Consider the following 14865-nt stretch of genomic DNA (forward strand, 5'->3'; position numbering starts at 1 on the left):
AAGTTCATCCGGAATTCTCCAACCATCATCTCTAACAACTAATCCCATCGGGTCACCTCTTCTCATTCTCACGTGACCCATTCCCTAATATCTATTCAATGAGAAAGCTACTATTTATTCCTTTCGGGATAGGCTCTAAGTAATTCTGATAAATCCAGAATACAGGATATCGCGAGGAATATGAATCCCCCATTTAGTGTAGATATAGAGCAAATAGACAATTTGGCTGTAATTGATATACCAATTGAGACCAGTAAGCCCTATTCAATAAATGGCCACTTTTTCCTAAGAATTGGCACTAATTCACAGCAATTGAACAGGGATGAAATCAAAGGGTTTTTTCAAGATGAGGGTTTGATACCATTTGACGAGAAATTAAATAAGGAATTTGACATAGGTAAGAACTTTAATAAAACAGCATATGTAAATTTTCTCAAGAGAAGCAAGATAAGTGCAGACCTATCTGCTGCAAAATTGCTGGCTAATATCGGCTTTATTAAAAATAACAGGATGACTAATGCAGGAGTGTTGTTCTTTTGCAAAGATGTTTCCAAGTTTTTTTTGAATTCTCACATAACCTGTGTTTTGTTCCAAGGCACAAATAAGTCTATCATTCTTGATAAACAAGAGTTTAATTTTGATTTGATTGCCAATTATGATAAAGCGATAGAGTATATGAAATCAAAATTGAATACTGAATTCTATATTAAGAAATATAGGGAAGAGTTCCTCGAGCTGCCTGAAAATGCATTAAGAGAAGCTATACTTAACGCGCTTGCGCACAGAGATTATTTTTCTCCTTCACATATCCAAATCAATATCTTCAATGATAAAGTGGAAATAATAAACCCCGCATCATTTCCATCAAAAATAACTATTGCTGACTTATTAAGCGGAAGCCACCCCAAAAATAGATTCTTGTTTTCTATGATGCAAAGGGCTGATTTGGCTGAAGAGGTAGGTTCTGGCATTGGCAGAATGAAATCTGAAATGGAGGCTTATAAGCTGGATACCCCAAAATTTGAATATACAGGCGTTTGGTTTATTGTAACATTTAATCGTCCTGATTTGCAAGCTAACAGCTATCAAAAAAGGTTGGGTTTAAAGGCCACTGAAGAAGGAAGTTCCCAGAAAAGTTCCCAGAAAAGTTCCCAGAAAAGTTCCCAGAAAATACTTGTTTTAATTGAACAAAATCCAGCTGTTACTATTGAGGAGATGGCAGGCAAATTATCGCTTACAGACAGGGCAATCAAGAAGAATCTGGCTAAGCTCAAGGAGAAAGGATTGATTAAGAGAGTAGGCCCTGACAAAGGCGGGCATTGGGAGATAAAATGACTTTATTAACAAAATCAAGATACGGAATAAAATGAGATGAGATCATATGACAACCTACTCACACTCAAAACTCGGCACATTCCAACAGTGCAAATACAAACTGCAATATTACAAATGAAATCATTGATTGGTAGCAGGAAAATTACGCAATTAGAGGATAAGAACAGATGAAAAAAGGAAAAACAGGAGAAAGAAAGCAACGGAAGATGATATTAATTGAAAAGATTGGTTGGGGATTTGTAATTACATCAGCAGCTTTATTGATACTTCGTATATTGGGTTTGATAGGGGAATAAAATGAAATTGTATGGGACTTCAGAGATGTGATATAATGGTTGGAATTGATAAGCATAAAAATATTTTTTACTTTTATCGTGGTCCCACTTCTAAGCAAGAAGGAAATGATGATGCGATCACTCGCCAATTAGAGAATAATATAACCAAAGCATTAGTTAATGTGTTAGATCCTGAGAATTTAGAGGAGAATTTTCATGATAAATCTGATGATGTTCTAGCAAAGAAGTTTTTTATAGATATACTCAAGACAAAGAAAGATGAGCTTGGTAACCTTAAAAGAGTAGAATTACAAAAGTATTGCAGTGCCCCAGAAGCTCAAAATCGTATCCCTGATGCCGTCTTTACATTTGAAAGAAAAATAATAGGAATAGAATCTAAATACAAAGCACCTATAATAAGTGAACAACTAAAGGGGCAGTGGGAACATCTACAAAGCTTTGATGATAACCCCATTTTGATTGTATTGGCACCTGCTTCTAAAATAAAGGAAGCTAAAGAGCTATTTGATACCCATAAAACAACATTGTATCCTTTTTCTTGGGAGCAGGTACATGATTTCTTTGAAAGAGAAGGTTTACAATCGTCTAAAGATAAAAATAACCTTCTTAACAAACAGTTTACTGAATATTTGAGGTTGATGCACATGACAGAACGATTTACAAAATATGATTTTAGTGAAGTAGCCGATCTTGAACTGGAAAAAGGAACACCTGAAAAAGAACTAACTGATAAGTTTGATAATTTTATTGATCGTTTTGTTAAAGAGATAACTAAAGATCCAACCATAAAATATCTTAAGAGTTCAAAAAAATCTAACAAGAATTTGTGGATAACTATAAACAAAGAGAGTAAAAATACTTTTGACGAATTTCACATTACAAGTCATTTAGCAAGCAATGGGATTGATTTAATGTTCACAACAGAAGAAAGAAAAATGCCAAAGAAACTAGCGATGTTATTAGGGGCAAAAGATGCAAACTTCTGGAAAAAAGAACCTGCTTTAAAATTTTGGAATAAGATAGAAAGAATTACTTTACCTATCAAAGGAAGCAACCAAAAATGTGAATTCAAAATTATATTTCAAGGTGTTAGGAAATATCGTCAAGGTGATGGGAATGAAGAACCTATTTGCACTTTTGAATTTGAACTTAATGATAAAAAAGATGATAAAGAATACCTTAAAAAGCATCAAGATACAATAGACGCAAGAAAAGAATATTTAGGTAGTATCCTCAGTACGCTCTATAACATTGATCTCAAACAACAAAATAGATACTATCGTTTCAGAATTTCTTGCCTCGTCAAAAGAAAGGGTATAGAAGACGAAAAAACAATAGATGACCAAATAACGTATTTTGTAGAGCAGACTGAACCAATAATTGACATATACAAATTTTTTCAAGAATTATTAAACGGAGAAAACCAAAAGTAATTGAAAGGGATAATATGACTTTATTAACAAAATCAAAATATATGGCAGGATTATCTTGTCCAAAGTATCTCTGGATGATGTTTCATGACTTGGATAAACTTCCAGAGAAAGACATGGCAACAGAGTATGTTATTGAGCAAGGGCATATTGTTGGACAGTTAGCAAAGAAACTTTTTCCCATTGTCAAATTATGAAACGAACCAAGCACATATCCATTATTTGATAAGAAGTTTCCTTCCCCAGCGCACATCAGATACTCCCGCTCAGCAGCAGAAAGATTAAACGTTTTTTCCAAACATTTTTATAATAAAACAATACGAAATGCAGTCATGGCATTCCTTGACAAACTCAAATTCTGGAAAAAAGGCGATGACGCGTTTGCTGACCTTGATAAGCAACTCGGAACAATGCCGCAAACACCCGGGACTCCAGAATCACAAGGCTATGGACCACTCTCCCACGAGCAAGGATTCACGCCCTCTTCTGATGAGGATCTTCTTCGATCATCAGACACAGGACTTGATTTTGGAAAACAAGGGGGACAAAGTACAGAAGGATTCTCTGGATTTGGCATGGAACATCCAGGCGATAAGCAAATGCCTTCCTACGAACAGCCAAGACAAGTGTACGAAGTCGCGCCACAAGCTGCGCCCGCGCAAAATGTTTCACAGCAATTAGAATTAGTCGCAGCAAAATTAGACACGATTCGCGTTTCTTTAGAAAGCATTAATCATCGGCTTGTCGCTGTTGAACGAGCGTTACATGTGCAGGATGAAGAAGAAGTCGCTCCGAGAAGAAGACGAGGAGTTTGGTAAGAGTTACGCAGTTTCCTGTTTTGCTGCTGGCTGTGGGAAATACACAAACGCTCCTGCGGAAGCTCTGTACATATCCAAGACATACGCAACAAGTGTATCACGCATATCAACAAGAGGCTGATCGCTTAAACCCGGAATGATTCCGGTCGTTATGTTTATTTGAAGAACCGCAGCGATGTTTCCTTCCTCTCTTGAAGGTGAATAATCTGGATTGATACTTGCTCCTTCCTGGTACAGAACATACACAATACCAAATGTTTTTGGGTCAACTAACCTATATCTACTTCCTGGTTCTCTTCCTGCATTCTTTTTGTGTGTAAGAGGAACACACTCTTGTTTTGCAAGCGTTGTTTCAAGATTTGCGGGTTTCTTACGGAAACCTATGTACTGCTGCTCTGTTATCGCCTTTTTCTCTTCATTTGTTGTGGTCATACTCTTTCAATCTCTGACTTCCTTACGCATAGTCCTAAACTTGCGCAGAAATACAGAAAAGACCTATTTCCTTTTAAATTTTCCCGCATTAATCACTCCATTATGGTGGCAGAAGAGAGGGTGCAAAACAGCATATTTTTCAAAAGATTTATATATTCCTGATCTCCTTCAGTCTATTATCAGAGATTAAGAGGATTCTTATAATACTTAAAACAAAACGAGGGATTTTTATGAACGCAACCGAAGCAGTAGCAAAGAAAGTAGAAGACGCAACACTCAGCACAGGAACAACAACCCTTGCAATCGTCTGTAAAGATGGCTTAGTTCTCGCAGCAGACAAACGAGCAACCGCTGGCTACATGATCGCGAACAAGCGCACAGAGAAAATCCAGCAAATCGCGGACAAAATGGTCATCACGATGGCAGGAACTGTCAGCGACGCACAACTTCTCACGAAATTAATTAAAGCAGAATTACAACTCAAAAAGATTCGTAGTGGACGAGAAAACACTGTCAAAGAAGCGGCAAACCTTCTCGCAAACATGGTGTACGGCAACATTCGCCGCATGTCCATGATCCCAGGCATCGCGCATTTTATTGTTGGCGGCGCGGATGAAACAGGATTCTATGTGTATGATATTTATCCAGATGGTTCGCTTTCCCTGATTGATGATTACATCTCTTCAGGAAGCGGCAGTGTCATGGCATTTGGTGTCCTTGAAACACTCTATCACAAGAATATTACCACTGCTGAAGCAGTTGAACTTGCGGTAAAAGGAGTCAACGCGGCAATGCAGCGCGACATCGCATCTGGAAACGGCGCGATGATCGTCACCATCACGCAAAAAGGAGTCGAAAAAGTATTTGACCAAGACATTGATGGACATTTGAAGTTGAAATAAAAGATTCTAAAAAAAAGAGGTGTATGTATTTTTTAGTTATCTTTTTTATTTTGGATATCTTAGTTGTTATGTTTATTTTATCGTATGTATAAAACCCCAATTTTTCTTTCAGAAAAATCGGGTCCCCCTGACATTAGTGTTCTGCGGAGCGATTGTCAAGTGAGCGAATAACATAAAAAATATGCTCTGTGCATATAAGAAAATGAGGAGTAGTTGTTATGACCAAAATTATCAAAGAAATTATGAAGGTTGTTCCTGAAGCAAAAATCAGCGAAGCATGTTTTGAAGGAGCAAACATTGTGCTCTACTCTAAAAATAAAGATTTTGTTCTTGAACCAGGGACCTGCATCCGCGAAGCAGTCGATCTTATCAAAAAACGCGTTGAACTTCGACCAGATCCCGCGCTCACGATGGATGTTGAAGCAACAGAAAAAGAAATCCGCGCGCTTATTCCTGAAGAAGCTGGCTTGCAACAAGTTATCTTTGATCCCCAGCGATCCCGCGTCATTATTGAAGCAGAAAAACCCGGCGTTGCTATCGGCAAACAAGGAGCGACGCTCTACGAAATCAAGAAAAAAACATTCTGGGTTCCTATTGTGCGAAGAAGCCCACCTATTCGATCACAGCTCATGGAAAACATCAGACTTGTTCTTTATCAGCACAGCGATTATCGCCGAAAATTCCTTGACAAAATTGGGCATAGAATTTATGACGGCTGGCAGCGCGAGAAAAAACACGAATGGGTGCGACTCAGCATGCTTGGCGCTGGACGAGAAGTTGGACGAAGCTGTTTCTTGCTGCAAACACCTGAATCACGGATTATGTTAGATTGTGGAATCAATCCCTCTGGACTCGTTGGATCTGAATATCCTTATTTTGAAGCGCCTGAATTCAACATTAATGATCTTGACGCAGTTATCATCACGCACAGCCACTTAGATCACTGCGGCTTTTTGCCGTATCTCTACAAATTTGGTTTTCGCGGACCGACCTATTGCACCGCGCCAACAAGAGATATTATGTCTTTGCTGCAATTGGACATGATTAAAATCGCGCGCGCTGAAGGAAAAGAACCCCTTTACACGAGCGATGATGTCAAAGAAGCAATCAAACATACGATTTGTTTAGATTTTGACGAAGTCTCTGACATTACTCCTGATGTGAGAATTACGCTGTACAACGCAGGTCACATTATTGGCAGCGCGATGGTTCACCTGCACATTGGCAATGGACTGCACAACATGCTTTACACTGGCGACATGAAATATGGACGAACAACATTGCTTGATCCCGCAGTCACGCAATTTCCTCGTCTTGAATCCATGATTATTGAAAGCACCTATGGTGGAAAAGATAATAATTATCCGACGCACTTTGAATGCGAACAGCAATTTATTGAGATCATCACCAAAACCCTTGAACGACGTGGACGCGTGCTGCTGCCTGTTCTTGGCGTTGGGCGAGCGCAAGAAGTACTTCTTGTTATTGAAGAACTCGTCAGAACTGGACGTTTGGAAGCAATTCCAGTCTACATTGACGGCATGGTCTGGGACGTTACCGCGATTCACTCCGCATACCCTGAATTTTTGAACGCAAACGTGCGAAAACTTATTTTTCAGAAAGACCATAATCCATTCCTCTCTCCTATCTTTAAAGAAGTGGGCGGTGGAAAAGAACGACAACAGATTATGGAAGAAACTGGACCATGCGTTGTTCTCGCAACATCCGGTATGCTTGTCGGTGGACCGAGCGTGCAGTATTTGAAACATTTCGCCGCGTCTGATCGAAACAGCCTTGTCTTTACTTCCTACCAAGGAGAAGGAAGTTTGGGACGAAGAATCCAGCAAGGGGAACGAGAAATCGCGTTTGACGCTGGCGCGAACAAGAAACCTGAAGTCGTCAAAATAAATATGGAAATCCATACCATTGAAGGATTATCTGGTCACAGCAGTCGTAAAGAACTCATGAATTTTATTTATCGCTGCATGCCAAAGCCGAAGAAAATTATCGTGAATCACGGAGAGAGCAGCAGATGCTTAGATCTTGCTTCTTCTGTGCATAAACAGTTCAAGATTGAGACAGCATCACCGCGGAATCTGGAAGTTTTGCGCGTGAAGTAGGAGACAAATTACTCTTTGTTTTAGAAATAGCTATACATCAAATGTACGGCACGCCTTCCTGACTTTTCATGCCATAAATCACCACATAATCCCAGAGTAAACCTTTGTAAACCTGCACGGTGACTGAAAATCCATTCTCCATGAATACTTCTCGAATTTTATCTGGATGCGCGAGCCACCCTACATTTGGCAACACTTTATAGAGATTCGCGTACTCAATAAAACAAACATGCCCTCCTTCTGGCAGGCGAATATGCAATTCTTTGAGCACTTTTTTCAAATCCTGAATGTAGGATAACATTCCAAACGAAAAAATCATGTCTACTCGCGGAACATCGGGATGGACACGGTTAACTTGATGCTCGTCATGAATCGTATGAACATGCGTGTGTCCTTTTTTTGCCGCGCGCTTGTCTATAATCTTGATGTTGCCTTTGCTGAGATCAACAGCGTAAATATGGCCTCCTGGTTTGACTAACTCCGCAAGATGCATGGTCATTGTTCCAACGCCAGAACCAAACTCGAGAATATTTTTTCCTTCATACCCTTCAAACAACGTCAACACTTGTTTTCTGATATCTCGCGGGAGAAGAAAATCTTCCAACCAATAGGTCAAAACAGAAATATCGTTGATTACTGGAATGATCACATCTGGATTGTGATAGAGCGTGAGGAGCATGTAAATAGGAATCGCGAACCCAATAATTGAAAGTCCGATAAAAAATGTCGAGAGCGCACTCGGATCTTCAAACATCCAGACAACAATAACGCTTGTGTAAAGAAGTGAGACGAGAATTGGACCAACAACCCCAAATTTTATTTTATACGCACGAGGAAAGTCCGGCATTTTGTAGCGCAACACAGGAACACAACAGATAACCGCGATGTAGAGAAACAACGCAAGCGGAACTTCTAATGAAAGCATCATGGTATATTGCCCAAACCCTATCAAAAGCATGAATATGGAAACAATAGTCTGGAAGATGATCGCTTTGTGCGGTGTCTGAAATCGTGGATGCACATCTGCCATCGCGTCGACAAAGAGTTTATCTCTCGCTAACGCAAGAAGCAAACGCGGCGATGTCACGACAATACTCGCTGTTGCTCCTGTTAATGAAAGAAAGACAGCTATTCCTACAAGCGGCGCTCCCCAGCTCCCAAACAAAATAGTCGCGACATCTGCCGCAGGAATCTCTGATAGAATAAGTTCCTCCCAATTAATTACTCCTAACATGACAAACGCCATGACAAATCCCGCGACAGTAACTCCAATACATGTCCAAACAAGAACTTTTGGAATAACTTTCTCAGGATTTTCTGTTTCTTCCGCAATATACGTCGCGCCGTCCCAACCAAAAAATGTTTCCACAATAAAGAAAAACGCAACAAAAATGTAAATTGGAGAATACGGTAAGAATGGAGTGAAATTACTCATATTCACTTCGAAAATACCCCTGAAAATGATCGCTAATACAATTGCAATAGCTGCCGCGGAGAAAAATCCAAGAATCGCACCGCTTGCTTCGACGCCGCGCATAGTGATATAATTGAGAAATAACAAAATCGCAATTCCAATAACTAATTTTATTGCTGCCGCATGTTCTGGTGGAAAAAAATCAGGAAAAACAAAAACAAGATAATCAAGTCCCGCGATCAGCAATACCGCCCCCGCAAGATTTCCTGTGACCCATGTAATCCATCCAATAAGAAATGAAGGAAATCGCCCATAACTTTGTTTAGTAAACTCGTAGACACCCCCTGCCTTCGGAAACATCGCGACGAGTTCACCAAAACACATTCCAACATAGACTGTTACTATTCCTAATAAAACCCAAGCAATTAACGATGCAGGACCCGCGTAACTTGCCGCGATTCCCGCGCCAAAAAATAAACCAGAACCAATCATTGAGGCGATGGTTAACGATATAACAGTGAAGAGACTTGCTTTTTTTTCCAACTCTTTCTTTTCTTCTCTTTTTTCCTGATCTGGCTGACTAAGAATCTCTTCTGTGGTGACCATTGTTTACTCATCACCTTGCTTCTTTGTCAGTAAATATAATTCGTGAAGTTTCTTTTGTAATACTTGTTTATTGATTAACTTTGTTTTATATTCTGAAATAAGAGTGGGTGAAAGGCTTCTGCTCAATGCGTACTCTACGACTTCATCATCCTTACTTTTACAAAGGAGGATGCCTACAGAAGGATTTTCATGTTTTTTCTTTACATTTCGATCTAGTGCTTCAAGATAAAAGTTTAACTTCCCAAGAAATTCAGGTTTAAAGTCTTCTATTTTGAGCTCAAAGGCAACTAAGCACTGCAAGCTCCTATGATAAAAAAGTAGATCAATAAAATAATCATTATTCCCTACCTGTATTCTGTACTCTTCTCCAACAAATGCAAAATCTCTTCCGAACTCAAGAACAAAATCTTTAAAACTATTGAGTAACGCAATCTGTAAATCTTTTTCAGAATGGTCTTTTGGTAAATCAAGAAAATCAAAGATATATGTGTCCTTGAATACTTCTAAAAGTTCCGGTCTTTTTTGTCTCATCACTGCTGAGATTTTTTTCCGAGATATAACACTCCTTTCAAAATAGCCAGAATCAATCTGCCGTTCAAGCTCTCGAGAGCTATAATTCTCTTTTATTGAAAGTCTAATGTAAAATTCTCTCTCTTGAATGGTCTTTGCTTTGGATAAAATTAAGAGATTATTTGTCCAGCTTATTTGTCTCAGCAGTGCCGAGAGTTTTGACTGCTGTTTATATAGATCATAAAACTGCTTCATCCTCCAAAGATTTTTATCTGAATAGCCGCGTAAATGAGGATACTTGTTAGATATAAAAAAGGATAATTCTGTTACAACTGACTCACCCCATTGGGCGGTTTTTATCTTTTTACTTATATAGGCTCCAATTGCCCAGTACAAATCAATGAGATTTGTATTTACCGTTGCGAGTGCTTTCTTTTTTGCACTCTGAATAAGGGAGACAATATGAAGAAAATCTTTTTCCATTTTTCCTGATTTTGTGACAAGAATCTCTTCTGTGATGACCATGAGATATTTTGGTGGTTTTTCCTATATAAAGGTTGGGAAAAAATGTGCCATCTTATCTTTCGAGGGATATATTATTTTTTCTGACATTTTAAAAAAAAACAAATAACCCCATTCACCGAATTTTTCTTTCAAATTTCTTTTTTTCATTCGTTACTTCGGCTCATGGGTCCCCCTGACAGTAAAAGGCCTTGTGGGTGTGTGTTTTTTTTGTTGTTGAGTAAATAATCGCCTTACAGTCTTTGAAAATCCCTATATAATTTTTTTATTATTATTATTATTATTATGAAAAGTCGACAATTTCGCTTGCTGGATCGAATGGCACGAAAAAATATATATAGCACAGAAAAATAAGTTGATCCATGGAATCCTGGAAAGCATGCATCGCAAAAAAATACATTACAAAAACAAAACCAAACAGAAGCATGGCGATTCAGATGGAACGCATGGCGCTTCTTCGCGAAGATTTTCTTCAACATCATGTTGATCAGAAATATATTGTCCTCAAACTTGAGGCGTATTATGATATTGTTAAAGAGTTGTTGTATTCAAATTTATACAAAAACGGATATACCTGCAGCAATCCTCAATGTCTTGTTGGTTATTTTGAACACCATCTTCGTGGTTTTAAAAAAGAATACGGCCTGATTGAAGAACTTTTTTCTCTGAAACTGAAGATGCATAGGATTCCTCCACAAAAAATTCAGGATTTTTTACAGAAAAATGAAGAGTTGTTGAAAAAAACTATTTCTTTGTTGAAAGAACGATTGCGGGCGCTTGGGTAGGAAAAATTTATATTATTAGTGTGATTATGAAGACGCTGGAGCTGGGATTTGAACCCAGAGCGGCCTGTGAAAACCGAGAGGCTTTCTGAAGCCTCTAGACTTCCCTAGAGGCATATCAGACCTCCGCCCTACCTGATTAGACGACTCCAGCATCTTGTCTTTTTCTTAGACTAACTTATTAATACAAATATCGACGAGTTTTCCGAAAAAATTTCAAGAAAATACCATATTTTTTCGGTTTGTTCGAAAGATTTTCGGATAGAATGATTTTTTCCGAAAAGTTTACAGATATGGCGAAAGGAAATATTATAATTTTGGCTCTTCTAACTCTTCTTTTATTTCTTTTAAGATAGAAATCACTTTCTCCTGTCTTTCATTAGATTCATTTAATACTTTGGTTGTATCCTTACTCAAATGTGTCACAGAAGTAGAAACTCGTGAGAAAGAAGTGTCAAGCTTTTTTACTGCTTCTTTTAGTTCATCTTTTTTGTTTATCGCTTCTTTCCTGAAATTATCAATGCTTGCTTTTAGATTTGTACCTTCTCTCGTTATACTCTCTTTAATATTATCTAAAAATCCATATGCTTTTTTTTCACTCTCTTGATTATTTCTTTTTTCAAGATAATAAATTAGCCATGGAATAAAAACAGACATCATAATAGAGCATATTGTTAGATAAAGAATAAATGAAGTTTTTGCTTCTTCCCTTATGCTGAGTATCCTATTCAATCTTTCTTTCGCATCCTGATTTTCAAGTTCCATCCTATCTAAAAGAGGATATAAATAATAAGAATAATACTCCTCATAAAAACCATTTTTGTTTAACTCTTCTCTTGCATTAGATGTAAAGTCTTGAAAGTCTTTTAATTGGATTCTATAATCACTTACCTTTGTAGGAATATGTTCAAAAAAGAGTATTGTAAACCAGAATTTGCCGGTTAAAGATTCTTCATAATCAAATATATCTTCTTTCAGACGTCCTAATTGCTGTTCTTTATAATATGCAGGGTAAAATACTGTAGAAAGAAATACGGACTGCTTTTTTATGCTGGCTTGTTCATGGCCATTGGAAATAAGAGATGTTTCTGAGAAAATAATCTCTCTACTTGTTATCTTGTTAATATTATCCCAATCAGCACCATACATAATATAAACAGAATCTGAGGCTCCAAAATGAACAGAGATATCATTGAATTTAGTATTAAATAAAGACGTTTCAATTTCAGAGAAATTATTATTACTTCTGCATTCAAAATCTGAACTAAACAAATCACAACCTAAATCAGGAATAGGATTAATGATATAAACACGTACCATCACATTACTATAATTTTCGCAGTTTTTATATGTTGTAATTACCCCTTGAATTACATCTTCTTCTCCACTACCTTTTTCTAGTTCTCCCATATCTGAAAAGTTGTAACTTAGAAGCCAATGATTTTTTAATAGGGTAACATATATTACATCTCTCTTACTCTCATCAGATAAATGAATTTCTGCACTAAATAAACGATCGTCAGAAGTAGGATATTCTTTTATGAATGAAACTTGAGGCAGATTATACAATGACTTGTTGACAGATGATATCTCTTCATCAGAAATAATAAAATTTTCACTACATCCATACCTTCCTATCACAGCATAGGTTTTTTTCGTGTTATTTAATGAATCAGAAGCAAAAGATACAGGTATAAAGACTGAAAAAATAAGAAACATGATTACATAAAAAGAAACTCTCTTCATAATTCCTCCTTCACAATCTTCTCTCCTTAATTTCTTTGAGAAGTTCATTCAAGAACACATCCACTTTCTTCTCTCCATGGACAACATTGTCTCTTGTTCTAATGTTGACGGTGTGGTCTTTCTGCTCTTTTTCTCCTACAACAAGAATGTAATTTATTTGCGCTAATTGCGCTTCACGGACTTTCTTATTCAATGACTCTGAACGATCATCCACTTCTGCACGGATAAGCTGCTCTCGCAATTGACTGCACACTTTTTCCGCGTACTCGTTAAAACGATCCGCAAGTGGCAAGACTTTCACTTGCACTGGATTTAACCATAATGGGAACTTTCCCGCGTATTGTTCGATGAGGATTCCAATAAATCTGTCTAATGAACCAAGCACTGCTCGATGCACCATGACCGGCGTGTGTTTTTTTCCATCCGTGCCTTCATAGGTTAACCCAAATCGCTGTGGAAGCTGGAAATCCACTTGGATTGTCGAGAGCTGCCAGCTTCTTCCTATACAATCTTTGATGTGGAGATCTATCTTTGGACCATAAAACGCGCCATCACCTGGGTTGAGTTTGTAGGGAATATTATTTTTTTCTAACGCCGCTTTCAACGCAGCTTCCGCTCTTTCCCACTGCTCTGCTGTTCCCATGGAATTTTCAGGGCGGGTGGAGAGCTCAATTCTATATTCAAAGTTGAATACTTTTGTGTAGACCACATTCGCAAAATCAATCGCGTCATCGAGTTCATGATCAAGTTGATCTAACGTACAGAAAATGTGCGCATCATCCTGCTGGAATTTTCTGACTCTTGTCAAACCACCAAGAACTCCTCTGAGCTCATTTCGATGAAGCGGAGCGAAATCCGCTATTCTCAATGGAAGATCGCGATAACTTTTCATATCTGTTTTGTAGAGCAAACAATGTGATGGACAATTCATTGGCTTGAGAGATACTTCTTTGTTGTCGACAGTGAAAGTGAACATGTTATCTTTGTAATGCGCCCAGTGACCAGACGTTTCCCACAACGATTTGTCATAGACCAATGGTGTGACGACTTCTTTAAAGCCGCGCTTCCAATATTGCTCTCTGATAAATTTTTGAAGTTCGTTGAAAATAACTGTTCCTTTTGGATGGAAAAACGCCGCGCCAGGAGATTCTTCCTGGAAACTGATAAGGTCAAGCTCTCGTCCTACTTTTCTGTGATCTCTTTTCAACGCTTCTTCAATTTGCGCAAGATATTCTTTCAAGAGTTTTTTATCAGGGAAACTAATGCCGTAAATTCTTTGGAGCTGCTTGTTCTTCGCGTCGCCACGCCAATATGCGCCAGCCATTTTGGTGAGCTTGAACGCTTTGATGTGCGACGTGTTTGGCACGTGCGGACCTGTGCAAAGATCTTTGAATTCTCCCTGCTGATACACGGAGACTGTTTTTCCAGGAATTTCTGTAATGAGTTCGACTTTGTATTTGTTGTCCTTGAACATTTTGAGCGCTTCTTCTTTGCTCAATTCTAATCGTTTCACTTCTAATTTTCTGTTGACAATTTCAGTCATTCTTGCTTCGATTTTATCAAGATCTTCCTGCGTGAACGGGGGATGATCAATGTCATAATAGAATCCTTCTTCGACTACCGGACCAATAGTGAGCTTTGCTTCGGGAAATAATTCTGTTACTGCCTGCGCGAGGAGGTGCGCTGAACTGTGGCGGAAGATTTCGACTCCTGCTTCATCTTTGAATGTGATAAGTTTGAGTGTGCAATCGTGATTGAGATGTTTTGTCGCGTCGACTATTTCGTTGTTTATTACTGCGCCGACTGTCGCGCGCATAAGTCCTTCGCTGATAGAATGCGCGACATCTAATGGTGTTGATCCTTTCTTGCATGTTTTTTTTGAATTGTCTGGAAGCGTTACTGTGATGGTCATGAAGTTGTTGATTACTATAATTAGTTTATATAGTTTGCCT

General features: G+C 38.3%; 12 protein-coding genes and 1 tRNA gene. 7 read left to right on the forward strand and 6 right to left on the reverse strand.

The window, feature by feature from the left end; all coding sequences use genetic code 11:
* Window positions 1–180 precede the first annotated feature (180 nt).
* From HZC31_06005 to HZC31_06020, 4 genes are all read left to right on the forward strand, one after another.
* Entirely contained in the window at window positions 181–1335 is a 1155-nt protein-coding gene (locus HZC31_06005) for an HTH domain-containing protein (protein MBI5002918.1), read from the forward strand.
* Between the two features lie 331 nt (window positions 1336–1666).
* Window positions 1667–3064, forward strand: a complete 1398-nt coding sequence (locus tag HZC31_06010) for a hypothetical protein (protein MBI5002919.1) — start codon at window positions 1667–1669, stop codon at window positions 3062–3064.
* 14 nt (window positions 3065–3078) lie between these two features.
* Window positions 3079–3258 (forward strand): hypothetical protein, encoded by a 180-nt coding sequence (locus HZC31_06015; GenBank protein MBI5002920.1) that lies wholly within the window; start codon window positions 3079–3081, stop codon window positions 3256–3258.
* A gap of 135 nt (window positions 3259–3393) precedes the next feature.
* Complete coding sequence (locus tag HZC31_06020) at window positions 3394–3879, forward strand: hypothetical protein (GenBank protein ID MBI5002921.1); 486 nt, start codon at window positions 3394–3396, stop codon at window positions 3877–3879.
* A 3-nt stretch (window positions 3880–3882) separates the two neighbouring features.
* Here the strand turns inward: HZC31_06020 and HZC31_06025 are convergent, their stop codons facing one another.
* On the reverse strand, window positions 3883–4311 hold the full coding sequence (locus HZC31_06025; GenBank protein MBI5002922.1) for a hypothetical protein: 429 nt from the start codon (window positions 4309–4311) through the stop codon (window positions 3883–3885).
* A gap of 230 nt (window positions 4312–4541) precedes the next feature.
* On the opposite strand from HZC31_06025, the gene HZC31_06030 reads away from it, so the two are divergent.
* Window positions 4542–5213, forward strand: a complete 672-nt coding sequence (locus HZC31_06030) for a proteasome subunit beta (GenBank protein ID MBI5002923.1) — start codon at window positions 4542–4544, stop codon at window positions 5211–5213.
* A gap of 218 nt (window positions 5214–5431) precedes the next feature.
* Window positions 5432–7333, forward strand: coding sequence for a beta-CASP ribonuclease aCPSF1 (locus tag HZC31_06035; protein MBI5002924.1), 1902 nt, complete (start codon window positions 5432–5434; stop codon window positions 7331–7333).
* Between the two features lie 37 nt (window positions 7334–7370).
* Here HZC31_06035 and HZC31_06040 read toward each other — a convergent pair whose 3' ends face one another.
* Both HZC31_06040 and HZC31_06045 read right to left on the reverse strand, forming a co-directional pair.
* Window positions 7371–9353, reverse strand: a complete 1983-nt coding sequence (locus HZC31_06040) for an amino acid permease (GenBank protein MBI5002925.1) — start codon at window positions 9351–9353, stop codon at window positions 7371–7373.
* Between the two features lie 3 nt (window positions 9354–9356).
* Complete coding sequence (locus tag HZC31_06045) at window positions 9357–10346, reverse strand: DUF1016 domain-containing protein (GenBank protein ID MBI5002926.1); 990 nt, start codon at window positions 10344–10346, stop codon at window positions 9357–9359.
* A 401-nt stretch (window positions 10347–10747) separates the two neighbouring features.
* Between HZC31_06045 and HZC31_06050 the strand changes: the two genes are divergently transcribed.
* The gene (locus HZC31_06050; protein MBI5002927.1) at window positions 10748–11170 is read left to right on the forward strand and encodes a hypothetical protein; all 423 of its coding nucleotides are present in this window, start codon (window positions 10748–10750) and stop codon (window positions 11168–11170) included.
* A 33-nt stretch (window positions 11171–11203) separates the two neighbouring features.
* Here the strand turns inward: HZC31_06050 and HZC31_06055 are convergent.
* The 3 genes from HZC31_06055 to thrS all read right to left on the reverse strand — a co-directional run bounded on the left by HZC31_06055 (window position 11204) and on the right by thrS (window position 14825).
* Window positions 11204–11321 (reverse strand) — tRNA-Ile (locus tag HZC31_06055).
* A 155-nt stretch (window positions 11322–11476) separates the two neighbouring features.
* Window positions 11477–12961 (reverse strand): hypothetical protein, encoded by a 1485-nt coding sequence (locus HZC31_06060; protein MBI5002928.1) that lies wholly within the window; start codon window positions 12959–12961, stop codon window positions 11477–11479.
* Window positions 12924–14825 carry a threonine--tRNA ligase gene (thrS, locus tag HZC31_06065; GenBank protein MBI5002929.1) on the reverse strand — a complete coding sequence of 634 codons (1902 nt, stop codon included), beginning with the start codon at window positions 14823–14825 and terminating at the stop codon, window positions 12924–12926. The genes HZC31_06060 and thrS overlap by 38 nt, the downstream gene beginning before the upstream one ends.
* Window positions 14826–14865 lie beyond the last annotated feature (40 nt).

This window comes from Candidatus Woesearchaeota archaeon, assembly GCA_016214075.1.
Taxonomy (GTDB): Archaea; Nanobdellota; Nanobdellia; order Woesearchaeales; family DSVV01; genus JACRPI01.

Coding starts and splice junctions, on each gene's coding strand:
- HZC31_06030 (MBI5002923.1), top strand. CDS start 4,542: ATGAACGCAACCGAAGCAGTAGCAAAGAAAGTAGAAGACGCAACACTC.
- HZC31_06010 (MBI5002919.1), top strand. CDS start 1,667: ATGGTTGGAATTGATAAGCATAAAAATATTTTTTACTTTTATCGTGGT.
- HZC31_06045 (MBI5002926.1), bottom strand. CDS start 10,346: ATGGAAAAAGATTTTCTTCATATTGTCTCCCTTATTCAGAGTGCAAAA.
- thrS (MBI5002929.1), bottom strand. CDS start 14,825: ATGACCATCACAGTAACGCTTCCAGACAATTCAAAAAAAACATGCAAG.
- HZC31_06035 (MBI5002924.1), top strand. CDS start 5,432: ATGACCAAAATTATCAAAGAAATTATGAAGGTTGTTCCTGAAGCAAAA.
- HZC31_06040 (MBI5002925.1), bottom strand. CDS start 9,353: ATGGTCACCACAGAAGAGATTCTTAGTCAGCCAGATCAGGAAAAAAGA.
- HZC31_06060 (MBI5002928.1), bottom strand. CDS start 12,961: ATGAACTTCTCAAAGAAATTAAGGAGAGAAGATTGTGAAGGAGGAATT.
- HZC31_06050 (MBI5002927.1), top strand. CDS start 10,748: ATGGAATCCTGGAAAGCATGCATCGCAAAAAAATACATTACAAAAACA.
- HZC31_06025 (MBI5002922.1), bottom strand. CDS start 4,311: ATGACCACAACAAATGAAGAGAAAAAGGCGATAACAGAGCAGCAGTAC.
- HZC31_06005 (MBI5002918.1), top strand. CDS start 181: ATGAATCCCCCATTTAGTGTAGATATAGAGCAAATAGACAATTTGGCT.
- HZC31_06020 (MBI5002921.1), top strand. CDS start 3,394: ATGGCATTCCTTGACAAACTCAAATTCTGGAAAAAAGGCGATGACGCG.
- HZC31_06015 (MBI5002920.1), top strand. CDS start 3,079: ATGACTTTATTAACAAAATCAAAATATATGGCAGGATTATCTTGTCCA.